The organism is Geodermatophilus sp. DSM 45219, from assembly GCF_900104025.1.
Lineage (GTDB): Bacteria > Actinomycetota > Actinomycetes > Mycobacteriales > Geodermatophilaceae > Geodermatophilus.
On sequence record NZ_FNIQ01000003.1, the window covers coordinates 697048 to 717776 of the forward strand.

At 76.5% G+C, this 20729-nt stretch carries 28 protein-coding genes and 1 riboswitch; of the genes, 9 read left to right on the forward strand and 19 right to left on the reverse strand.

Going from position 1 to position 20729, the window contains the following annotated elements:
- Positions 1-47: 47 nt before the first annotated feature.
- From BLR12_RS12340 to BLR12_RS12360, 5 genes are all read right to left on the reverse strand, one after another.
- Positions 48-617, reverse strand: coding sequence for a thiamine phosphate synthase (locus BLR12_RS12340; RefSeq protein ID WP_091378131.1), 570 nt, complete (start codon positions 615-617; stop codon positions 48-50).
- Positions 614-1426 (reverse strand): thiazole synthase, encoded by an 813-nt coding sequence (locus tag BLR12_RS12345; RefSeq protein ID WP_091378133.1) that lies wholly within the window; start codon positions 1424-1426, stop codon positions 614-616. The genes BLR12_RS12340 and BLR12_RS12345 overlap by 4 nt, the downstream gene beginning before the upstream one ends.
- Positions 1427-1430: 4 nt before the next feature.
- Positions 1431-1631 (reverse strand): sulfur carrier protein ThiS, encoded by a 201-nt coding sequence (gene thiS / locus BLR12_RS12350; protein WP_091378136.1) that lies wholly within the window; start codon positions 1629-1631, stop codon positions 1431-1433.
- Between the two features lie 5 nt (positions 1632-1636).
- Positions 1637-2746, reverse strand: a complete 1110-nt coding sequence (gene thiO / locus BLR12_RS12355) for a glycine oxidase ThiO (protein ID WP_091378138.1) — start codon at positions 2744-2746, stop codon at positions 1637-1639.
- Complete coding sequence (locus BLR12_RS12360) at positions 2743-4089, reverse strand: purine-cytosine permease family protein (RefSeq protein ID WP_091378140.1); 1347 nt, start codon at positions 4087-4089, stop codon at positions 2743-2745. Before BLR12_RS12360 ends, thiO begins: the two co-directional genes overlap by 4 nt.
- Positions 4079-4191: riboswitch (TPP riboswitch) on the reverse strand. (Overlaps the previous gene by 11 nt.)
- A 34-nt stretch (positions 4192-4225) precedes the next feature.
- Between BLR12_RS12360 and BLR12_RS12365 the strand changes: the two genes are divergently transcribed.
- The 3 genes from BLR12_RS12365 to BLR12_RS12375 all read left to right on the forward strand — a co-directional run bounded on the left by BLR12_RS12365 (position 4226) and on the right by BLR12_RS12375 (position 5771).
- Positions 4226-4825: a thiaminase II/PqqC family protein gene (locus BLR12_RS12365; RefSeq protein ID WP_091378143.1), complete on the forward strand. Its 600-nt coding sequence runs from the start codon at positions 4226-4228 to the stop codon at positions 4823-4825.
- The gene (locus BLR12_RS12370) at positions 4822-5445 is read left to right on the forward strand and encodes a TenA family protein (protein WP_091378145.1); all 624 of its coding nucleotides are present in this window, start codon (positions 4822-4824) and stop codon (positions 5443-5445) included. Before BLR12_RS12365 ends, BLR12_RS12370 begins: the two co-directional genes overlap by 4 nt.
- A gap of 155 nt (positions 5446-5600) precedes the next feature.
- Positions 5601-5771, forward strand: a complete 171-nt coding sequence (locus BLR12_RS12375) for a hypothetical protein (RefSeq protein ID WP_176832477.1) — start codon at positions 5601-5603, stop codon at positions 5769-5771.
- A 117-nt stretch (positions 5772-5888) separates the two neighbouring features.
- Here the strand turns inward: BLR12_RS12375 and BLR12_RS12380 are convergent, their stop codons facing one another.
- From BLR12_RS12380 to BLR12_RS12395, 4 genes are all read right to left on the reverse strand, one after another.
- Complete coding sequence (locus BLR12_RS12380) at positions 5889-6251, reverse strand: TA system VapC family ribonuclease toxin (RefSeq protein WP_218120636.1); 363 nt, start codon at positions 6249-6251, stop codon at positions 5889-5891.
- On the reverse strand, positions 6248-6502 hold the full coding sequence (locus tag BLR12_RS12385) for a hypothetical protein (RefSeq protein ID WP_218120637.1): 255 nt from the start codon (positions 6500-6502) through the stop codon (positions 6248-6250). The genes BLR12_RS12380 and BLR12_RS12385 overlap by 4 nt, the downstream gene beginning before the upstream one ends.
- 23 nt (positions 6503-6525) lie before the next feature.
- The gene (locus BLR12_RS12390) at positions 6526-7815 is read right to left on the reverse strand and encodes an Nramp family divalent metal transporter (RefSeq protein WP_091378150.1); all 1290 of its coding nucleotides are present in this window, start codon (positions 7813-7815) and stop codon (positions 6526-6528) included.
- Positions 7816-7917: 102 nt separating this feature from the next.
- On the reverse strand, positions 7918-8619 hold the full coding sequence (locus tag BLR12_RS12395) for a Mut7-C RNAse domain-containing protein (RefSeq protein ID WP_091378151.1): 702 nt from the start codon (positions 8617-8619) through the stop codon (positions 7918-7920).
- A 96-nt stretch (positions 8620-8715) separates the two neighbouring features.
- On the opposite strand from BLR12_RS12395, the gene BLR12_RS12400 reads away from it, so the two are divergent.
- Positions 8716-9228, forward strand: a complete 513-nt coding sequence (locus BLR12_RS12400) for a VOC family protein (protein WP_091378152.1) — start codon at positions 8716-8718, stop codon at positions 9226-9228.
- Here the strand turns inward: BLR12_RS12400 and BLR12_RS12405 are convergent.
- The 4 genes from BLR12_RS12405 to BLR12_RS12420 are packed head-to-tail and all read right to left on the reverse strand — an operon-like array spanning position 9180 to position 11605.
- Positions 9180-9605 (reverse strand): DUF6958 family protein, encoded by a 426-nt coding sequence (locus BLR12_RS12405; RefSeq protein WP_091378153.1) that lies wholly within the window; start codon positions 9603-9605, stop codon positions 9180-9182. The genes BLR12_RS12400 and BLR12_RS12405 overlap by 49 nt on opposite strands.
- Before the next feature lie 57 nt (positions 9606-9662).
- Positions 9663-10355: an alpha/beta fold hydrolase gene (locus BLR12_RS12410; protein WP_091378154.1), complete on the reverse strand. Its 693-nt coding sequence runs from the start codon at positions 10353-10355 to the stop codon at positions 9663-9665.
- Entirely contained in the window at positions 10352-10555 is a 204-nt protein-coding gene (locus BLR12_RS12415; RefSeq protein ID WP_091378584.1) for a hypothetical protein, read from the reverse strand. The genes BLR12_RS12410 and BLR12_RS12415 overlap by 4 nt, the downstream gene beginning before the upstream one ends.
- A gap of 33 nt (positions 10556-10588) precedes the next feature.
- Positions 10589-11605 (reverse strand): NADP-dependent oxidoreductase, encoded by a 1017-nt coding sequence (locus BLR12_RS12420; RefSeq protein ID WP_091378155.1) that lies wholly within the window; start codon positions 11603-11605, stop codon positions 10589-10591.
- An 89-nt stretch (positions 11606-11694) separates the two neighbouring features.
- Between BLR12_RS12420 and msrA the strand changes: the two genes are divergently transcribed.
- From msrA to BLR12_RS12435, 3 genes are all read left to right on the forward strand, one after another.
- A complete protein-coding gene (gene msrA, locus BLR12_RS12425; RefSeq protein ID WP_091378156.1) occupies positions 11695-12348 on the forward strand; it encodes a peptide-methionine (S)-S-oxide reductase MsrA in 654 nt (217 codons plus the stop codon).
- A gap of 93 nt (positions 12349-12441) precedes the next feature.
- Positions 12442-13566 carry a class I SAM-dependent methyltransferase gene (locus tag BLR12_RS12430; RefSeq protein ID WP_091378157.1) on the forward strand — a complete coding sequence of 375 codons (1125 nt, stop codon included), beginning with the start codon at positions 12442-12444 and terminating at the stop codon, positions 13564-13566.
- 143 nt (positions 13567-13709) lie between these two features.
- Entirely contained in the window at positions 13710-14801 is a 1092-nt protein-coding gene (locus tag BLR12_RS12435; RefSeq protein ID WP_091378158.1) for a class I SAM-dependent methyltransferase, read from the forward strand.
- Positions 14802-14866: 65 nt separating this feature from the next.
- Here the strand turns inward: BLR12_RS12435 and BLR12_RS12440 are convergent, their stop codons facing one another.
- From BLR12_RS12440 to BLR12_RS12450, 3 genes are read right to left on the reverse strand one after another with little or no spacing between them, the layout of a single operon-like run.
- The gene (locus BLR12_RS12440; RefSeq protein ID WP_091378159.1) at positions 14867-15382 is read right to left on the reverse strand and encodes a S24/S26 family peptidase; all 516 of its coding nucleotides are present in this window, start codon (positions 15380-15382) and stop codon (positions 14867-14869) included.
- Complete coding sequence (locus BLR12_RS12445; RefSeq protein ID WP_091378160.1) at positions 15379-15969, reverse strand: hypothetical protein; 591 nt, start codon at positions 15967-15969, stop codon at positions 15379-15381. Before BLR12_RS12445 ends, BLR12_RS12440 begins: the two co-directional genes overlap by 4 nt.
- An 11-nt stretch (positions 15970-15980) precedes the next feature.
- Positions 15981-16595, reverse strand: coding sequence for a hypothetical protein (locus BLR12_RS12450; RefSeq protein WP_091378162.1), 615 nt, complete (start codon positions 16593-16595; stop codon positions 15981-15983).
- Between the two features lie 312 nt (positions 16596-16907).
- On the opposite strand from BLR12_RS12450, the gene BLR12_RS12455 reads away from it, so the two are divergent.
- On the forward strand, positions 16908-17411 hold the full coding sequence (locus BLR12_RS12455; RefSeq protein WP_091378164.1) for a hypothetical protein: 504 nt from the start codon (positions 16908-16910) through the stop codon (positions 17409-17411).
- Between the two features lie 3 nt (positions 17412-17414).
- Here BLR12_RS12455 and pucL read toward each other — a convergent pair whose 3' ends face one another.
- The 3 genes from pucL to uraD all read right to left on the reverse strand — a co-directional run bounded on the left by pucL (position 17415) and on the right by uraD (position 19406).
- A complete protein-coding gene (pucL, locus tag BLR12_RS12460; RefSeq protein WP_091378165.1) occupies positions 17415-18305 on the reverse strand; it encodes a factor-independent urate hydroxylase in 891 nt (296 codons plus the stop codon).
- A gap of 126 nt (positions 18306-18431) precedes the next feature.
- Positions 18432-18749, reverse strand: a complete 318-nt coding sequence (gene uraH, locus BLR12_RS12465; RefSeq protein ID WP_091378167.1) for a hydroxyisourate hydrolase — start codon at positions 18747-18749, stop codon at positions 18432-18434.
- A 120-nt stretch (positions 18750-18869) separates the two neighbouring features.
- Positions 18870-19406: a 2-oxo-4-hydroxy-4-carboxy-5-ureidoimidazoline decarboxylase gene (uraD, locus tag BLR12_RS12470; RefSeq protein ID WP_091378169.1), complete on the reverse strand. Its 537-nt coding sequence runs from the start codon at positions 19404-19406 to the stop codon at positions 18870-18872.
- A 39-nt stretch (positions 19407-19445) separates the two neighbouring features.
- Between uraD and BLR12_RS12475 the strand changes: the two genes are divergently transcribed.
- Complete coding sequence (locus tag BLR12_RS12475; RefSeq protein WP_091378171.1) at positions 19446-20723, forward strand: DUF6986 family protein; 1278 nt, start codon at positions 19446-19448, stop codon at positions 20721-20723.
- Positions 20724-20729: the final 6 nt, after the last annotated feature.

The window sequence follows — 20729 nt, forward strand, 5'->3', positions numbered from 1 at the left end:
CAAACGTGATGAGACCGGAGTCACACCCGATCGGGGGCGCCCGGGGGTCAGCCGTCCAGCGCGGCCAGGTACGCGCGGACGACGGAGGGGTCGCGCATGACCGGGCCCATCACCGCCACCCCGGCCGCCCCGGCCGCGAGCAGCGCCGGGACGTCGTCCGGGCCGACCCCGCCCAGCGCGTACGCCGGGGGCCCGAGGGGTGCCAGCGCGGCGAACCCGTCGACGCCGAGGGCCGGGCCGTAGCCGGGCTTGGACGCGGTCGGGAAGACGGGGGAGAGGAAGGCCCAGTCGCAGCCCTCGGCCCGCGCCCGGGTCAGCTCGGCGGCGGAGTGGCAGGAGCGGCCGACCAGCGCCGGGCGCGGCTCGGGGAACGGCTCGGCCGCCGCCAGGTGGACGGCAGCGCCGCCGTCCCCGCCCGCGGTGACCAGCAGCCCGCCCACCGGGTCGAGCACCGCCCGCAGCTCGACGGCGAGGGCGGCGCGCTCGCCTCCCGTGAGGTCCCTGTCGCGGAGGAGGACGGCCCGGGCGCCGGCGGCGACCGCCTCCGCCACGACGCCGGGCAGCGGGCCGGCGGCCTGCGTCCGGTCGGTGACGACGACCAGCCGCGGCCGGTTCACAGCTCCGGCAGGCCCTCGAAGGACGTCGAGGCCTCGGCGTGCCAGCGCCGCGGGATGCGCCCGGCGAGCTTGGCCAGCCGCCCGCCCTCGACGGCCTGCCGCATGGCCAGCGCCATCCGCTCGGGGTCGCGGGCGCGGGTCACGGCCGAGGCCAGCAGGACGGCGTCGCAGCCCAGCTCCATCGCCAGGGCGGCGTCCGAGGCGGTGCCGATGCCGGCGTCCAGGACCACCGGGACGTCGACGCCCTCGCGGAGCAGCGCGATGTTGTGCGGGTTCCGGATGCCCAGCCCGCTGCCGATCGGCGAGCCGAGCGGCATCACCGCGGCGCACCCGGCGTCGGCCAGCCGGCGGCCGAGGACCGGGTCGTCGGTGGTGTAGGCGAGCACCGTGAAGCCGTCGGCGACCAGCTGCTCGGCGGCGTCCAGCAGCTCGACGGCGTCGGGCAGCAGGGTGACCTCGTCGCCGATCACCTCGAGCTTGACCCAGGGGGTGCCGAACGCCTCGCGGGCCAGCCGCGCGGTGAGCACCGCCTCGCGGGCGGTCCGGCAGCCGGCGGTGTTGGGCAGCAGCCGCACCCCGCAGCGGTCGAGCACCCCGAGCATCGACGCGCTGGCGGACGCCTCGACCCGGCGCAGCGCCACCGTCACCAGCTGGGTGCCCGAGGCGCGCACGGCCGCCTCGAGGGTCTCCAGGCTGGGGACGCCGCCGGTGCCGAGCAGCAGCCGGGAGGTGAAGGTCTCGCCGGCGATGGTGAACGGGTCGGCCGCCTCCTCGCGGGCGAGGGCGGGGGCGGGGGCGGACGTGGTCATTGGGTCAGCCTCCTGCGGTGGGCGCGAGGACCTCGAGGGTGTCGCCGGGGGAGAGCCGGGTGCCCGGCCAGCTGCTGCGGGGGACGACGTCCCCGTTGAGCGCCACCGCGACCCGGTCGTGCCCGCCGCTGCGGGCGGCGACCAGGTCGGCCACGGTGGCGTCCGCGGCCAGCTCGGTGGCCGCGCCGTTGACGGTGACCTGCATGAGGGCTACCTCCCGAATCGGTCGGCGGTGAACGGGGCGGCCAGCTCGGGCAGCGTGCCGGTGGCCAGCAGCTCGGCGGTCACCTCGGCGGTGACCGGGGTGAGCAGCACGCCGTTGCGGTGGTGCCCGGTGGCCAGCACCAGGCCGGGCAGCGGGCCGGGGCCGAGCAGCGGGGCGTTGTCGGGGGTGCCCGGCCGCCAGCGGGCCAGCGTCTCGACCAGCTCCAGCTCGCTGATCCCGGGGACGACGTCGATCGCGTCGTGCAGCAGGTCGTGCACCCCACCGGCGGTGACGGTCGGGTCGAAGCCGCGGTCCTCCGTCGTCGCGCCGACGATCAACCGGTCGCCCGCGTAGGGCACCAGGTAGACCTGCCGGCCGCGGACCAGCGCGCGCACCGTGCCCTCCAGCAGGTCGCTCGCCCCGGCCAGCCGCAGGATCTGGCCCTTGACCGGGCGCACCGGCAGCGGTGGCACCCCGGGCAGCCGCCCGCTGTGCGCGCCGAGCGCCAGGACGACGGTGCCGGCCGCCAGCGCACCGCCGTCCGCCGTCTCCAGCCCCACCGCCCGGCCACCGACGACGCGCAGCTCGGTGACCCGGTCGCGCACCAGGCGCACGCCGGCGGCCTGCGCGGCGACGAGCAGCGCGGCGTGCAGCGCCCGGCCGTCGACGGAGTGGTCGCCGGCCACGAGCAGCCCGCCGCGCACCCGCGGGGTGAGCGAGGGCTCGCGGCGGCGCGACTCGCGCGGGGTCAGCCGCTCGGCGGCCAGGCCCAGCTCGGTCTGGAAGGCGTGCAGCGCGGTCAGCTCGCGGACGTCGTCCTCGTCGAAGCCGACCACGAGGGTGCCGGCGGTGCGCAGGCCGATCGGCGTCCCGCTCGCCGCCTCGACGTCCGCGGCGAAGGCCGGCCAGCGCTGCACCGAAGCCAGGCCCAGCCGCAGCAGCGCCTCCTCGCGGTAGCCGGCCTCGGTGACCGGGGCGAGCATCCCGGCGGCGGCCGCCGACGCGCCGGTGCCCGGGGAGTCGTCGACCACGGTCACCGACAGGCCGCGCCGGGCCGCCCGCCAGGCCGTCGCCAGCCCGATGAGCCCCCCGCCGGCGACCGCGACGTCGGTCATGCCGCCGTCCCCCTCCGCGCGCGGAGCCTCCCGGGCAGGCAGATCAGCGCGGTGATCGACACCGCGACGGCCAGGCCGACCAGGGACGCCGACCAGCCGTTGGCCGGGTCGATGCCCAGGTCGGCCTGCCGGGCGGTCCACCACGCCGTCCAGCCGGCGCCGGGTCCGGCGAAGAAGGTCGGGAGCGTCAGCTGGTAGGCGAGGAAGCCCGCGACCCACGGCAGCAGGAACACCGGCCGGGCGGGGGCGGTGTCGGAGGTGTCCCAGGCGCCGCGGGGCGTGGAGTAGTAGGCCACGACGAAGACGCCGACCAGCGGCACGAACACCGCGCCGATGAGGAACAGGAACGGCTCGTAGGCGGCGATGTCGAAGGTCAGCGCGAGCAGCGTGGCGACCGCGCCCACGACGACGGCGAGCACCCGGCGGTCGGCCCGGGCGACGATGTTCTGCGCCGACACCGCGGTCGAGTAGACGTTGGCGAAGGCCTCGTCCAGCTCGACGGAGACCAGCACGAGCACGGCCAGGGCGCCCAGCGGGACGGCGAGCAGCGCGTCGATGACGTCGAACCCGGCGCTGCCGTAGGCGGCCAGCGCGACGACGCCCAGCGTGAACATCACGATGGTCGCCAGGCCGTAGCCGGCCGCCGCGCCGGTGAACGCCGCCCGGCCGCTGCGCACGTGCCGGGTGTAGTCGGCGACCAGCGGGAACCAGGAGACCGGCAGGGCGATGACGATGTCGGCCGCCGTCCAGAACGACGTCGCCGCGCCCTCGGTGAGCGGCGGCAACGGCTCGGCCAGCACGTTGACGAACAGGTAGACCAGCGCGGCCAGCGCCGCCCAGATCGCGTAGCGCGCGAGCACCCGGGCCACGCCCAGCGGGCGCAGCGCCATCGCGGTGGCCAGCACGCCCGCGGCCAGCACGAACGGCCAGCGCGGCGCGCCGAGCACCCGGGACGCCGCCTCGGCGATGACCACGATCTCGAAGGTCGCCCAGCCGATGCACTGCACGAGGTTGATCACGGTGGGCAGGGCCGAGGCGTGCCGGCCGAGCAGCCCGCGCAGCAGCACCATCGTGGGCACCCGCTCGCGCGCGCCGGCCGCGGCGCCCAGCCCGAGCAGGGTGGCCCCGACGACCGCGCCGACGACGATCGCGCCGAGCGTCGTCGACAGCGGCTGCCCGGGGAGGACGACGAAGACGGCGGCGACCGGCAGCAGCAGGCTGACGCCGAGGTTGGCCCACAGCCCGAAGGCGTCGCGCAGGCCGAGGACCGGGGCGGGGGCCTCGGTGAGGGTGAGGGGCGCGTCCCCGGCAGGCGCGCCGGTACGGACGTCGGAGGTGCTCATGGCTGCTCCCTACGCCGGCATTACCCGGTCAGGTTCCAGCGGTCGGCGACGCGTCCAGTCGCCCTCTCAGCCCGGTTCGCCCGAGCTCCCGCACATGGCTGTGACCACAGTAGACCCGACGCGTACGGTCCCCGCCGTGCCGGTCGCCGAGCTGCTGTCCCGCCACCCCGACGCCTGGCGGGCGGCGACCCGCCACCCGTTCCTGGACGCCGTCCGCGACGGGACGGTCCCGGTCGCCGCCTTCGACACCTGGCTGGTGCAGGACGCCCGCTTCGTGTCCGACCTGCTGGCCTTCCAGGCGCGGCTGCTGGCCCGCGCGCCCCGGCCGGCGCAGGCCGTCCTCGCCGGTGGTCTGGTCGCGCTGGTCGACGAGCTGTCCTGGTTCGAGGAGCAGGCCGCCGTCCGCGGGCTGGACCTCGGGGCGGCGGCGCTGCCGGCCACCGCCGCGTACGCCGGCCTGCTGGAGCGGCTGGACGCCGCCGACGTCGGGACGGCGCTGACCGCGCTGTGGACCATCGAGCGGACCTACCTCGACGCCTGGTCGGCCGCGCGGCCCGGGGCGCCGGAGTACCGCGGGTTCATCGAGCACTGGACCCAGCCGGGGTTCGCGGGCTACGTCGCGGGGCTGGAGACGGCCGCGGACGGCGTCCCGGCGCCCGACGCCGACGCCGTGTTCACCGAGGTGGTCGCGGCCGAGGTGGCCTTCTGGGGCATGGCGATGGAGGCCGCGGCGTGACGCTCTCGGCCGACCTCTGGGCGGCCAACGCCGACCTCGCCGCCGAGGCGCTGGCCTCGCCGTTCGTCGCGGGGATCGGTGACGGCACGCTGCCCCGCGCGGCCTTCGCCGGCTACATCGCCCAGGACGCGTTCTTCCTCGAGTCCTTCGCTCGCGCCTACGCGCTCGGGGTCGCGCACAGCCCCGACCGGGCGACCCTCGACGCGTTCGCCGACCTGCTGGCCGGCGTCCGCGAGGAGCTGCGGCTGCACGCGGGCTACGCCGAGCGCTGGGGCATCGACCTGGCCGGCGTCGAGCCGCTGCCGGCGACCACCGCCTACACCGACTTCCTGCTGGCGACGGCGTCCCTGGGCGGGGTGGGCGCGACCTGCGCGGCGATGACCCCGTGCATGCGGCTCTACGCGCACCTGGGCCGGTCGCTGTCGGCCGGGCGCGCCGGGGACTACGCCGAGTGGGTCACCACCTACGCCGACCCGGGGTTCGAGGAGCTGGCCGCCACGCTGGAGCGGCTGCTCGACCGGCACGCTTCCGACGTACCGGTGGTGCGGACGGCGTACCGGCGGGCGATGCAGCTCGAGATCGGCTTCTTCGACGCCGCTTGGCGGGCCTTCCCGGGCTGACGCGTCGAGACCTGCGGACTCGTGGTGATCGTGGGCTGATGGCCACGAGCTCGCAGGTCTCGACGGGCCGAGGAGCGCCCCCTGCCCCGGTCGGCGCCGAGGCCGGGCCCGGGGAGCGCGCCGCACGAGAGACGCCGCGCTGGTTGACTCACCCCATGGTCGCCCCGATCCCCGAGCCGGACCCGATCATCGATCCGACCGAGCCGGTGCCGGACGACCCGGGTGAGCTGCTCCCCGACGCGCCGGAGCCGCTGCCGCCGCCGCCGATCGAGCCCACCCCCGACGACCCCGGCGGTGACCCGGGCGGGGTGCCCGAACCCGCCTGACGTCCCCGCGGGAACGCCGCCGGGACGGAGACGGCCCCCGCCGGCCGGGTCACAGGACGGTGAGGTGCTCCGCCGTCGCACCGTGCACCGTCGTCAGGGCCAGCGACTGGTCGAAGGTCACGAACCGCCCGTCGTGCGCCACCGCCAGGGCGAGGAGAAGGCGTCGGCCACCTGCCGGGAGCCGTGCAGGCGTGAGCGGTCGACGACCTGTGGGTCGAGGAGGCTCACGTCGCAGGGCCAGATCGCGTGGTGCGGGGTCTCCCGGGCCGCCGAGAGCAGCGCGACCGCCTGCGCTGGGGTCACCGGGCTGGGGTACCGGGGCTGGCTGATGATCCGCACGAAGCCGTTCTCCGTGATGGGGCAGGACGCCCATCCGGTGTCCAGCTCGGCGTCCAACCACTCGCCGGCGCGCTCGTGGTCGACGTGGTCGCTGTCCAGCAGAGCCAGCAGGACGTTCACGTCGAGGAGGGCTCGGCTCACTCGCCCTCGTCGTCGCGCAGCCTGTCGATCAGCGCGTTCGACACGGCCGGGCCGCGGCGGGGCGGGGGAGAGAAGCCGTGCCGCCCTGGTGCGGGCTCGGCCGAGCGGTGCCCGCCGGTCAGGGCCTGGCGGGCGAGGTCCGAGAGCACCTCTCCCGCGGTCCGCCGTTCCCGGCGGGCCCGCTCGCGGACGGCGACGAGGACGTCGTCGTCGATGCTCAGCGTGGTGCGGACGCACCTGATGCTATGCACCACCGGATGCGCGGTGCCGGGCCTCAGAGGACGAAGCCCAGCAGCAGGTGGCCGTTCAGGCCGATGATCAGCGTCGCCACCACCGCCCCGGCGACCGTGGTGACCCGCCGGTTCACCCAGCCGCCCATGAGGTCGCGCCGGCTGGTCAGCCACAGCAGCGGCACCAGGGCGAACGGGATGCCGAAGCTGAGCACCACCTGCGACCAGACCAGCGCGGTCGTCGGGTCACCCCCGAGCCCGAGCACGAGGAGTGCCGGGGCCAGGGTGATCAGCCGTCGGGCCAGCACCGGGATGTGCCGGCGCAGGAAGCCGGCCATGACCACCTGGCCGGCGTGCGTGCCGACCGACGACGACGCGAACCCCGACGCGAGCAGGGCGAGGGCGAAGGCGAGCGCGGCCCCCGCGCCCAGTTGCTCGCCGAGCCCCGCGTGCACGCCCTCCAGCGAGCTCGCGTCCTCCCCACCGGTGAACAGTTGCGCGGCGATGATCAGCATCGAGGCGTTGACCAGCCCGGCCAGGCCCATGGCCAGCAGGACGTCGAGCCGCTGGGCCCGCAGCAGCCGGCGCCGTCCCTCGTGGGTGCGCCCCGCGGTGACGACGTCGCCGTAGCGGCCCGGCGTCAGCGCGGAGTGCACGTAGATGACGTGCGGCATCACCGTCGCGCCGAGGATGCCGGCGGCCAGCACCAGGCTGTCCGGGCCGGCGAACGAGGGCACCAGGCCGCCGGCCAGCCCACCCACGTCCACCCCCGAGCCGACCAGCGTGTAGCCGAACCCGAGGCCGATGACCAGCAGCAACCCGGTGATGACCCGCTCGAAGGGCCGGTGCCCGCGGGACTGCGCGGCCAGCAGCAGGAAGGCGACGACGGCGGTGATCAGCCCGCCGATCGGCAGCGGGACGCCGAAGAGCAGGTTGAGCGCGACCGCACCGCCGACGATCTCGGCCAGGTCGGTGGCGATGGCGACCGCCTCGGCCTGCAGCCACAGCCCCCAGGTGACCGGGCGGGGCAACCGCTCGCGGCAGTTGGTCGCCAGGTCGCGGCCGGTGGCCAGGCCCAGTTTCGCGGTCAGCGACTGGATGAGCATCGCCATGAGGTTCGCCGCGACGATCACCCACAGCAGCGTGTAGCCGAAGGCCGCGCCGCCGGAGAAGTTGGTGGCGAAGTTGCCCGGGTCCACGTAGGCGACCGCGGCGACGAAGGCCGGGCCCAGCAGCGGCCAGGTGCGGCGCCGGCCGGTGGGCTGCGGGGGCCGTCTCGGGGTGCCGACCAGCGTGGTCGGCAGGACGGCGGCCTCGGTCTTCGACAGGTACACGGCGGCCTCGCAGCGGTGGAGCGGAGGGTGGTCGCTCCTGGACTGCCCGCCGCCGGTGTCACACCGGGGCCAGCCCGTGGCCCCCGGGGGCCGAAGTGAGCCTCACCTGTGTCGCGCCACCAGCGCCTCGATCCGGCGGGCGTGCGCACCGTGCCAGTAGACGTGGGCACACGCCACGCAGCGGGAGAACTCGTCGAAGGTCCGCCGCGTCCCGGGCGGCAGCCGGTCGGCGACCTCCGCCGTGGGAACGGCCTCCAGGCGGCCGCCGCAGGCGGTGCACCGGGTCAGCGGCGCGAGGGACGGCGCGAACCGGTCGAGGACGTCGGCCAGCTGGTCGTCGGGCCGGCTGCCGCGCACCAGGGCGCCGCCCACGCCCCGCCGCATGAGCAGCCCGCGGTCCTGGGTGAGCAGGACACGCTCCTCCGCGGCGGCCCGGGCCGCGAGGTCGGCGTCGTCCGCGTCGTTCGACCAGGCCGCGTCCAGGCCGAGCAGCCGCAGCCGGCGGGCCAGCGTCCCGAGGCCGACGTCCAGCAGGAACCCGCCGCGGGGCACCGGCTGCGGCCGGGGGACGGCGGCCACCGCCACCACGGAACCCGGGCCCGGCCGCGCGCCCACCACCGTCGGGACGCCGTCCAGCCGCAGCCCCCCGGCCTCGGTCAGCGGCACCCCCGCCGCCTGGACGACGTGGCCGACCGTCGCGTCGGCGTCGTGCCCGAGCCGGCGCTCCCGGGCCGGCCGGTCCCGCGGCCGCAGCAGGAAGACCAGCTCGGGGGCGACCCGGACCGTGACGGGTGCGTCGTCCACGTCGGGGCCGTACCCGCTCGCTGCTGTCGGATACTTGAACAATCAAGCAAAGGGGCGCACACTGGACGGCGTCGTCCTCACCGTCAGGAGCCCGCCATGCCCGTCCAGCGCCTCAACCACGCCGTCCTCTACGTCCGCGACGTGACCCGCAGCCACGCCTTCTACCGCGACGTCCTGGGCTTCCGCGCGAAGACCGAGATCCCCGGCCGTGCGGTGTTCCTGCAGGCCGAGGGGTCGACCAACGACCACGACCTCGGGCTGTTCCAGATCGGCGCCGGCGCCGGGCCCTCCGAGGCCGGCCGCCGCACGGTCGGGCTCTACCACCTCGCCTGGGAGGTCGACACCCTCGCCGAGCTCGCCCGCGTCCGCGACGCGCTGCAGCGGGCCGGTGCGCTGGTCGGCGCCTCGGACCACGTCACCACCAAGGCCCTCTACGCGCAGGACCCCGACGGCCTGGAGTTCGAGGTCTCCTGGCTGCTGCCGGCCGCGCTCATCACCCCCGAGCTCACCGAGGGCGCGCCGATGACCGCGCCGCTGGACCTCGACCGCGAGATCGCCCGCTACGGCGCCGACACCCGCGGCGGCGTGGGGGTCTCCGTCCCCGCCTGACCGCCCGCCTCCCGGGGCGGCGCGTCCCCCGTCCAGCGCCGGATGCGCTGCGGGCTCGATCCGGGCACCCGCTCGATCTCGCAGCGGGCCTCGAGGTCGACCTCCGTGTACGTGCAGTGGTTGCGCAGCCGGCCGCCCGGGAACAGCGGGTGCGTCGCGTACCGCTCCTGGGCCGTGGCGACGACGTCCCGCAGCAGCACGCTGCCGTCCGGACCGGCGAGGTCGTCGACGGTGTCGAGGACGTGGGCCCGCACCAGCTCGTACTGGGCGGCGTCCATCGTCCAGCCGTCGAGTCCCCCGGGCCGGGTCGTGTTGAAGACCTCGACCCGGCCGCGGCCGCGGGCCTCGGCATCCGCCGCCCACGCGCTCTCGGGCACCGGGCCGCTGTGGGGGTCGCGTCGCGTCGTCCCGGGCACGCGCGGAGTCTGGCGGGCTCAGAGGGTCGCGGCGAGCTCCCGGTGTTCCAGGGCCGCGCGCAGGTCGGCCCGCCACGGCGCGAGCCCGGTCCCGGCCAGGACGACGTCCCGCACGTAGGCGTGCCAGACCGGCGCCCGGCGCACCATGCTGTGCCCGCCGGCGATGGTGAACCGCGCGATGTGCGCCCCGGCCCGCTCCGCCCGTGCGGCGAAGTCCGCGGACAGCGCGGCCGGCACCCAGCGGTCACCCCGGCCGTGCAGCAGGGCCACCGTCTGCCCCCGCAGGTGCCCGACGGGCTCGCCGGGCGGGGTCCACGGCGCCAGTCCGCAGACGGCGCTGACCGACGGGTCGTCGCCCGCGCGCAGCACCGCCCGGCCGCCCATGGAGTGGCCCACCAGCACCACCGGGACGTCGTCGCCGTGCCGTGCGCGCAGCTGGCCGAGGGCCCAGCGGACGTCGGCGTGCGCGTCGGCCGCCACGCCGTTCCAGCCGGCCACCCGGTAGCGCAGCAGGTAGGTGCCCAGTCCCCGGTCGGCGGCCGAGGCGCGCACGAACTGCTCGATGGCGCGCATCCGCAGCAGCGACAGCGCCCGCTCCTTGGGCGGCTCGACGCTGGCCACGGTGCCGCCGTGGCAGAAGACGGCGAGCGCCCGGGTCGGCCCGCTGGCGGGCTGGTGTTCCAGGCCCGGCTGCCCGCCGCCGGTGGTCACCGGCGCCGTCGCCCGCCGCGGAGCGTCGAGCGGGCGCGGTCGCCGAGGTCCCCGGCCTTGTAGAGCGCGCGGGTGACCGGTGTGGAGCCGGTGCGCCGCTCGATGACCTGCCCGACCCGGCGCAGCAGGCCGGTGGCGAGGGGGACGACGACGGTGAGGATCAGCCAGGTGCGGAGCCGGCGGGTCAGGAAGAGCCACATGGTCGGCATCTTCCCTGGCGCCGCGGGTGTCCGTCAGTCGGGGTCGGGCGCCAGGCGGACCACCATCTTCCCGGTGTTCCCACCGCGCAGCAGGTCCAGGAAGGCCGGCACCGCCTGCTCGATCCCCTCCCGCACGGTCTCCCGGACGACGAGGTCGCCCGAGCGCAGCCAGCCGGTGACCGCCTCGGTGAACTCCGGCCGCAGGTCGGCGTGGTCACTCACGAGGAAGCCGCGCAGCGTGAGCCGCTTGCCGACCACCAGGCCCAGGTTGCGCGGGCCGGGCGGCGGCTCGACGGCGTTGTAGGCCGAGATCGACCCGCACAGCGCGGCCCGCCCGTGCACCCGGAACGCGCCGATCGCGGCCTCCAGGTGCTCGCCGCCGACGTTGTCGAAGAACAGGTCGATGCCGTCGGGCGCGGCCTCGGCCAGCCCGCGCGCCACCCCGTCCCGGTGGCTGAACGCCGCTGTGAAGCTGAGTTCGCGCAGCCAGGCGACCTTCTCCGGCGACCCGGCGCTGCCGATCACGCGGCCCGCGCCGCGCAGCCGCGCGAACTGGCCCACGAGGCTGCCCACCGCACCGCCCGCGCCGGAGACGAGCACGTCGTCCCCCTCGCGGAAGGCGCCGACCCGGAACAGCCCGGCGTACGCGGTCAGCCCCGGCATCCCCAGCACGCCGAGGTACCAGGACGGCGAGACGTCGTCCGCCGCGGGCAGCCGCGTCGCCGCCGCGGCGTCCAGGACGGCGGTCTCCCGCCAGGCCGCGTCGGTGAGGACCAGCGACCCCTCCGGCAGCTCCGGCGCCCGCGACGCGACGACCCGGCCCACCGCGCCGCCCCTCATCACCTCGCCGACCTCCCACGGCGGCGCGTACGACGGGCCGGACCGCATCCGGCCACGCATGTAGGGGTCCACCGACATGACCACCATGCGGACGACGACCTGCCCGTCGGCCGGCTCGGGCACCGGCACCTCGACCAGGCGGAAGTCCTCGGGGGTCGGCTCGCCGTGCGGCCGGGCCGCCAGGTGCCACTCGCGGGTCGTCGCTGCCATGCCCCGATCCTGCATCCGCCGAGGTCGCGCCGCTGTGCCGCCGCCCGCGTGCGCCCCGCGGGGTTGCGAGCCGGGCCTACGCTCGGGGCATGTTCTTCTCCCGGTTCAAGACCCAGCCGGTGGCAGCCGAGGACGCGCTGCCGGGCCGCCCGGACGCGCTGCCGCACGTGCCGGAGCTGCACGCGGTCAACGGCAACCGCATCCAGCCGCCGTTCCCGGAGGGCATGCAGACCGCCGTCTTCGGGGCCGGCTGCTTCTGGGGCGTGGAGAAGGTCTTCTGGGAGCAGCCGGGCGTCTACTCGACCGCGGCCGGCTACGCCGGCGGCTACACGCCGAACCCGACCTACGAGGAGGTCTGCTCGGCGCAGACCGGCCACACCGAGGTCGTGCTGGTCGTCTTCGACCCGGCCGTCACCTCCTACGAGCAGCTGCTCAAGGTCTTCTGGGAGGACCACGACCCGACGCAGGGCATGCGCCAGGGCAACGACGTCGGCACCCAGTACCGCTCGGCGATCTACTACGCGACGCCGGAGCAGGAGGCGGCCGCCCGCGCCAGCCGCGAGGCGTTCCAGCAGCGGCTGACCGCGGCGGGCTACGGCGAGATCACCACCGAGATCGCGCCGCTCGGCGACTTCTACTACGCCGAGGACTACCACCAGCAGTACCTGTACAAGGTGCCGAACGGCTACTGCCCCATCCACTCGACCGGCGTCTCCTGCCCGGTGGGTCTGTCGGGCGTCTGACCCCCGCCCCACTCCGGCGAGATCGCCGATCTCGTACGGTTCCCGGGCCGTACGCGTGCCAGATCGCCGATCTTGCCGGATGAGGGGAGGGCCGTGGCCGACCTCGGGCTCCTCGACCAGCTGCGGCGGGAGCCGGACGTCGAGGCGCCCGACCTGGTCGCCGTCGATGCCACCGACCGGCTGCTGCTCGACGAGGCCGCCGGGCTGCTGACCACGGCCGGGCCCGGTGCGGTGGTCGTCGTCGACGACTCCTACGGCGCGCTGACCCTGGGCGCGGTCACCGCCGGGGCGCGTGACGTCCGGGTGCACCAGGACCTGCTGGTCGGCGAGCTGGCGCTGGCCCGCAACGCCGGGCGCACCGGGCTGACCGGCACGTACCGCTCGCTGCCGCTGGGCCCCCGGCTGGCGGACGGCGCGCGCGTCGTGCTGGCCAAGGCGCCGAAGTCCCTGGACGCGCTGCGCGAGCTCACCGAGGTGGTCGCCGCGTCGGCCGCACGGGACGTCACGCTGCTGGTCGGCGGGCGGGTCAAGCACATGACCCACGCGATGAACGACGTCCTCGGCAGTGGCTTCACCGACGTGCACGCGACGCTGGCCCGGCAGAAGTCGCGGGTGCTGGTCGCCCGCGGTCCCCGGCCGGGGGTCCCGTCGTCCTTCCCGCGCCGGCAGGAGCACCCCGACCTGGGGCTGACGGTCTGCGCGCACGGCGCGGCCTTCGCCGGCACCAGGGTCGACGCCGGCACCCGCGCCCTGCTGGCCGCGCTGGCCGAGGGCGCGCCCGACGCCCGGACGGCGCTGGACCTCGGCTGCGGCACCGGCGTGCTGGCCACCGCCCTCGCCCTCGCCCGCCCGGGGCTGACGGTGCTGGCCGGCGACCAGTCCGCGGCCGCCGTGGCCTCGGCGGAGGCGACCGCGGCGGCCAACGGGGTCGGCGACCGGGTGCGGGTGACCCGGGACGACGCGGCGTCCACGGTCGCGGACGCGAGCGTGGACCTCGTCGTCTGCAACCCGCCGTTCCACCTGGGCGCGGCCGTGGTGACCGGTGCGGCCGACCGGCTGTTCGCCGCGGCGGGGCGGGTGCTCCGGCCGGGCGGGCAGCTGTGGTGCGTCTACAACAACCGGCTGCCGCACCGGGCCGCGCTGCGCCGGCTGGTCGGCCCCACCCGGGTCGCCGCGTCCGGCCGGCGCTTCACCGTCACCATCTCCACCCGCCGCTGAGGCCCGGTGCCCGGCGGGGATGGCGTGCAGTCACGGCGCACCCTCTGGGCCGGCATGCGCCGCTGCTGCACACCACCGCCCGCCCGGCGAGGGGGCCCCAGGGCCCTGGCCGGGCGGGCGGGGCCGGGCCACCGTCGGGGGGCATGACGACGACCGAGATCCCGCCCGTCGACGCCACCACCGCCCTGGCCGAGCGCCTCCTCGAGGCGGTCACCTCGAGCCTCGAGCTGGCCGCGGTCCACCTCGGCAGCGAGCTGGGCTGGTACCGCGCCCTGGCCGAGGCGCCGGCGACCGCCCCGGAGCTGGCCGGGCGCACCGGCACCGCCCCGCGCTACGCCCGCGAGTGGCTGGAGCAGCAGGCGGTGGCCGGCATCCTCACGGTGGACGACGTCACCGCCGGCCCCGACGAGCGGCGCTACGCCCTGCCCGAGGCGCACCGCCCCGTCCTGGTCGACCAGGACGACCTCGCCTTCATGCCCCCGTTCGCCCACGCCGCGCTGGTGTTCACCCGCAACGTGCCCCGGCTGCTCGAGGTCTACCGCACCGGCGGCGGGTTGAGCTGGGCCGAGATGGGCGACGCCCGCGACGCGCAGGCCGCCGCCAACCGCTCCTACTTCCTCGGCCCGATGGCGTCGCAGGACCTCGCGTCCGTGCCGGGGATCGACCAGGCGCTGCGGGCCGGCGGCCGGGTCGCCGACGTCGGCTGCGGCATGGGCTGGTCGGCCATCGGCATCGCCCGCGCGTACCCGCAGGCCCGTGTCGACGGGTTCGACGTCGACGAGCCGTCGGTCGAGCAGGCGCGGCGCAACGCCGAGGCCGCCGGGGTCGCCGACCGGGTGCGCTTCACCACGGTGGACGCCGCGGCTGCGGGGGAGGAGGCGGGCTACCACCTGGTGACCGCCTTCGAGTGCGTGCACGACCTCGCCGACCCGGTGGACGTGCTCGCCGGGATGCGCCGGATGGTGCGCCCGGGCGGCACGGTGCTCGTCGTCGACGAGAAGGTGGCCGAGCGGTTCACCGCGCCCGGGGACACCGTCGAGCGGCTGATGTACGGCTACAGCGTCACCTGCTGCCTGCCCGACGGGCTCTCCACCCGGCCGTCGGCCGGCACCGGCACCGTGATGCGGCCGGCCACCCTCGAGGGCTACGCACGCGAGGCCGGGTTCGCGGGGGTCGACGTCCTGCCCGTGGAGCACGACTTCTTCCGCTTCTACCGGCTGCGTGGCAAGGCGTGAGCCACGTCACGGCACGGAACGAGGAAAGGGTGCTCCGCGGTCCGCTTGCGCTGCAGCCCAGCACCTCACGCTCCCGGCGGGCAGCCGCACCCCGGACGGCGGGCGGCCCGGGCGCCGGCGGCCAGTGCGGCACCGCCGCAGACGAACGCCGCGGCGCTCCACGGTCCGCCGGCCAGCGGCCGGCCGGCGTGCGGCACCACGAGGACGGCGCGACCGAGGTCGGCACCGTGCAGCGACACCCGCCACGGGTCGGCCTGCGGGTTGGCGTCACCCTGGGTCGCCATCCACGGCCGCCCGGCCCCCGCGTCGACCTCGACCACGCGGTGCAGGACCGGACGGTCGCCCACGACCTCGTACGGGGCCGGCGGGCGGAAGGCGAGCACGTCGCCCTCGACGACGTCCTCCCCGGCCACCGGCACGGTGAGCACCAGCGAGCCGGCCGGCGCGGACGGCGCCATCGAGCCGGTCAGCACCGGCACGAACCGGACGCCGCACATGCCGGCCCCGACGACGGCGACCCCGGCGGCGGCCAGCAGGACCGGGCCCAGGGCGCGGCCGAGCCGGGTGCGGGCGGCCCTCACCCCCGGGTCCGTTCGCCGGCGGGCCGGGCGACGGGCGGGTGCGCGGTGAGCGTCACGCCGCCCAGGACCGCGCCGACGGCCACCTTCACGTGCACCCTCCCGCCGGGGGCGACCGGTGCGGGGGTGGTGTAGGTGCCCGAGGCGACGCCGAGGACGAGCGTCAGCCCGATCAGCGTGCTGCTCCCCGGACAGGCGCCGGTCGCGGGGACCCACGACACGGAGCACACGGCGGCCGGGCTCACGCCCACGAGCGTGCCCATCGAGACGGTCAGCGACAGCGTCGCGGGCACCGAGGAGGTGTTGACCAGGTCGACGTAGCCGGTGGCGCCGGTGAGCGGGCCCCCGATCGAGTAGCCGAGCCGGTCGGCGCTGACCGTCCCGCCGCCGGAGACGAGGACGAAGCCGTCGCCGAGCGACGCGGCGGTCAGCGGTGCGGTCACCGTCGCGGTCGGCTGCCAGTGCGCGGCGGCGGGGGCCGGCGCCGCGAGGGCCCCGACCAGGAGCGCGGCGAGGGTGGCCCCGGCGCGCCGCCGGGCCCGGGACGGCGCGGGACTCCCGCCGCCGCAGTCACAGGAGAGCCGGCCCACCTCGGGCCGCCTCAGCCGCCGGTGCGGTCGCGGTTGCCGACCAGCGTGTTGCTGACCGTGATCGCGACCGACCCGGCCTTGCCCTGCACGGATGCAGGCGCCGAGGGGGAGAAGGTGAACCGGTACCGGACGTGCTGGGCCGCGGTGGAGCCGGTGCGGATCTCCCCGTGGGCGACGGCGACCTGCGCCCCGGACAGGCTGCCCGACGCGAGCGGGGTCTCGGTCCCCAGGCAGGTGCTGACGCCGAGCACCGTCGTCCACGGCGCGCTGCAGGTGCGCACGTCGACCGACAGCTGGCCGGCGAGGTCGCCGGTCGCCGTGACGGCACCGGTGAACGTGCCGGCGCCCGACCCGTCGTTGCGCACGTCGACGTACCGGTCGAACCAGTCCCCGGGCAGCAGGTCGGCGACACCGGTGGTGAACCGGCCGCCGTTGGCGTCGAGCAGGGTCACCCCGGCGTTGGCCGCGGTCAGGTCGCCGGACGAGGCGTCCGCGGTGACGTCCCAGCTGGAGAGGGCGCCGGCGCCGACGAGGGTGGTGCCGCCGAGCGCGAGGGCGAGCACGCCGAGGCGCCGGGCCCGGGGTGCGGTGCAGCCGGCGACGTGTGCTCCTGCGGACCTGCCCATGACCCATCCCCCGGTCGACCGTCGCCGCTGCTCGACGACTCCCGGGAGGGGTTTCGGCCGAGACCGACCGGACCTGTAACCGAACGGGAAGGAAGATCGTGGGCGATCCGGTGGACGCCGACCGGATCGAGGGATCGGGGACGGGGCGCGCACGACCGACCGCGGTTCCTCGTGGACCACCGCCGCGGCGCAGCGGTCGCGCACCGGTGCCAGGGTCTCGCCGGTGTCGTCGACCACCGGCACCCTCGCGCCGCGACGGTGCCGGCAGCCCGGACCTGGGCAGGGAGCGGGGACGACGGGCAGGCTGGTCGCATGAGGACCCCGAGCACCCTGCCGCCCGCCGTCCGCCGGGTGCTGCCCTGGCTGCTGCGCTGGTGGGCCGTCCAGGCCGGGCTGGCCGTGATCGGCCGGCTGGTCGCCCGGCAGAAGGACGAGGGTGACGAGAGCACGGCGGGCATCCGGCGGGTCGTCGTGATCGGCGGGGTGGAGCTGCGGCCGGTGAACCGCGAGCTCTCGCGGGTGCGGCTGGACCTGGTGATGGCCGGCGGGCGGCTCGACCTGACCAGGGTGCCGCACGTGCCCGGCGGCGTGGACCTCACCGTGCGCGCCCTCATGGGCGGCCTGGGCGTGCAGGTGCCGACGGGGTGGCGGGTGTGGTGGAGCTGTCGCGGCATCGGGGGCGTCGGCTTCGCCGAGAGCGACGGCCTGGTCCGCACCGACGACGAGCGCGGGGCCGACCTGCGCATCCACGCCGACGTGCTGTTCGGCGGCATCGGCGTCGAGGGCGCGCCGCAGGACGACAGCTGGGGCCGCTGACGGTCAGCAGAAGCCGGGTGTCCCCAGCCAGGCGACCTCGGCGGGCGGCACGTCGTCGCGCAGCACGGTGCCCTCGATGAGGCCGTAGGGGCGGTCGTCGGCGTGGTAGACGACGTCGGGGTTGTCCAGCCCGAACGCCGAGAGGTCCTGCAGGAAGTGGTGCCTGTTCGGCATCGACAGCCGCACCTCGGCGACGTCGGGGCAGCGCTCGAGCACCGCCTCGCCCATCGCGTACAGCGTCTGCTGCAGGGCCAGGGAGTGGGTGGCGGCGAAGGTCTCGAGCAGCGTCGTCCGGACCACGTCGAAGGCGGCGTCCCAGTCGAGGTCGGTGCCCGTGTAGCGCCAGCGCGCGGTCACCGCGGTGGCGAGGATCCGATCGCGGGTCTCGGCCAGCGTGGTGTACCGGTCGCGCGGGAAGCCCCAGAACTCCGAGCCGGTGGTCTTGAGCACGACGAGGTCGCGCAGCCCGGCGAGCACGTGCGCGTCACCGCCGTCCACCGTGACCACCGCCGTCCGGACCTCGCCGCCGTCGCGGCGGAAGGCGTGCTCGTGCGGCTGCCCGCCGACGGCGATGCGGTCCCAGCCGAACGAGTCGACCGCGACCCGGGCGCCGCTGATCCACTCGTGGGCGCCGGCGAAGTGGCGGGCCAGCCGCAGTCCGAACGCCTCGGGCGACCCGACGCCGTCCCGGGCGAAGGCGAAGACGGTGTTCTTCTGCGTGTCGGTCGCCAGGACGTGCCCGTTGTCGCCGGCGGTGTGCGCGGCGGTGAAGTCCCCGCGCAGGCTGCTGCTGACGTCGAGGTCCACCAGGGTGTGCCGCGGGGCGCTGCGGTCCACCGCCACCACGCGGACCTCCGCCTTGCCGTACTGGTTGGGCCCGAGCCGGATCGCCATGCGCCGCACTGTTGCAGAAGGACCCCCTGCCGGGTCCCGTCGCTGGCCCCGTCCCGAGGCTCGCCCTGAGCTTGCGAGGGGTGAGGAGGACGGGGTCCTTCTATGGCGGGGGCAGGGGGTCCTCTCTCAGCTGCCGCGGTAGGTCGAGTAGGCGAACGGGGCCAGCAGCAGCGGAACGTGGTGGTGCTCGGTGGGCTCGCGGACGTCGAAGGTGAGCACGACCTCCGGGTAGAAGGTGTCCCGCCCCTGCCCGGCGAACCACGGTCCGGTGGCGAAGACCAGCCGGTGGGCGCCGGGCGCGGTCACCCCCTCGGCCGGCCGGCAGCGGCCGTCGGCGTCGGTGACCCCCTCGCCGGCCAGCTCCTCACCGGCGAACAGCCGGACGGCGACCCCCGCGGCCGGGCGGCCCGACACGGAGTCGAGCACGTGCGTCGACACGCTCATGACTGCTCCGGCTCCGCTCCGGACCCGTTCCGCTCCTCGCACCATGTCATCGGTCGCCTCCGCGGTCGTTCCGCTCCTCGCTCGCTGGCGCTCGCTGCGATGCCCACTCCCTGTCGGCTCCTAGGCATCTCGCTGCGGTGCTCGCTCGCCCGTCGCCGTCGCGGAGACCAGCCCCCGCACCCGCAGCGCCGTGATCTCCGCCAGCTGCCCGGTCACCTCGGCCCGCTCGGTCTCCTCGTCGTTGCCCAGCCGGCGGCGCAGCTCGGCGAGCATCTCCTCCGGTGAGCGGCCGGAGGCGCGGACCAGGAAGACCCGGTCGAAGCGCTCCTCGTACTCCCGGTTGCCCGCGGCCAGGGCGGCCCGCGTCGCGTCGTCCGCCCCGCCCACCGAGCCCTGCTCGCGGCGGGACGCCTCGGCCTCCGCCGACGAGCCCTCGGCCCGGTCCCCGATCCGCGGGTGGACGGCGATCGCCAGCTCGACCTCGTCCCACGGCAGCCCGCGGACGACCTCCTCGGCGCGGGCCACCAGCGCCTCGACGTCCGGGTAGGGGCGGCCGGCCACCACCCCGGCGGCGAACCGCGGTGCGGCGTTGCACGCCCGCAGCGCGTGCACGGCACGGTCGGCGGGCTCGGCGTTGAAGTCGTCGAGGGAGGCCATGCGTCGAGGATGGCAGCCCGGCCGTGGCAGGGTCGACGGATGCCACTGGGGGACGACGTCTACGCCGAGCTCGACCGGCGCCTGGAGCCGGTGGACGCCGCCCGCGCCGCCGCCTTCCCCGGCGAGCGGTCCGTGCGCCAGCCGGTGCACACCTGCTACGTGCCCGCCGACGCCGTCGTCCCCGGGCTGGCCCGGTCGTGGGGGGACGCCGCGCTCGCCGCCCTCGACGAGCACGGCCTGCCCGACCTCGGCCTGGACCCCGCGCTGGTCGAGCAGGTGCTGCCCCGGGTGCGCGCCAAGCTGGCCGCCGAGCCGGTCGAGGACCTGCGGGTGGACGCCGAGGACGGCTACCGCGGTCCACCCGAGGCCGAGGACGACGACGTGCTGCGCGCCGCGGCCGCCGTCGCCGCCGACCTGGCCGCCGGGACCGCGCCGCCGTCGGTCGGGGTCCGCGCCAAGTCCCTCGAGGGGCCCACCCGGCGCCGCGGCGTCCGCTCCCTGGACCTGTTCCTCGGCGGACTGGCCGCAGACATCGCGATAAGGGCGCCGACGGCGGTCGTCACCCTGCCCAAGGTCACCGACGTCGAGCAGGTGCGCGCCTTCCTGCCGGTGCTCGACGCGCTGGAGCGGGCGCACGGCGTGGCGCTGGACCTGGAGCTGCAGGTCGAGACGCCGCAGGCCGTCGTCGGCCCGGCCGGGACCGTGACCACCGCCGCGCTGGTGCACGCGGCCGGCCCGCGGCTGACCGGCCTGCACCACGGCACCTACGACTACAGCGCGGCGCTGGGCATCGCCGCGGCGCACCAGTCCTCCGACCACCCGGCGCTGGACCTGGCCAAGCAGCTGATGCAGGTCGCCGTCGCGGGCACCGGGGCCGTCGCGGTCGACGGCTCGACCAACGTGCTGCCGGTCGGCGACCGCGACCGGGTGCACGCCGCCTGGGTGCTGCACGCTCGGCTGGTGCGCCGGGCGCTGGAGCGCGGGCTGTACCAGGGCTGGGACCTGCACCCGGCCCAGCTGGTCACCCGCCACGTCGCCACCCAGGCCTTCTTCCGGGCCGCGCTGCCCGCGGCCGGGGCCCGGCTGGCCGCCTACCTGGACCGGGTGGAGGGCGGCGTCCTCGACGAGCCGGCCACCGCGCGGGCGCTGGCCACGGTCGTGCTGCGCGGGCTGGACTGCGGCGCGGTCGACGACGCGGAGGTCCGGACGGCGGCCGGTGTCGAGCGGGCCGACCTGGAGCGACTCGCCGGACGCACTGCTCCGGTCGGACCGCCCGCAACCGCCCGTGGCGGCGCTCGACCTACCATCCCCTCGTGATGGTGC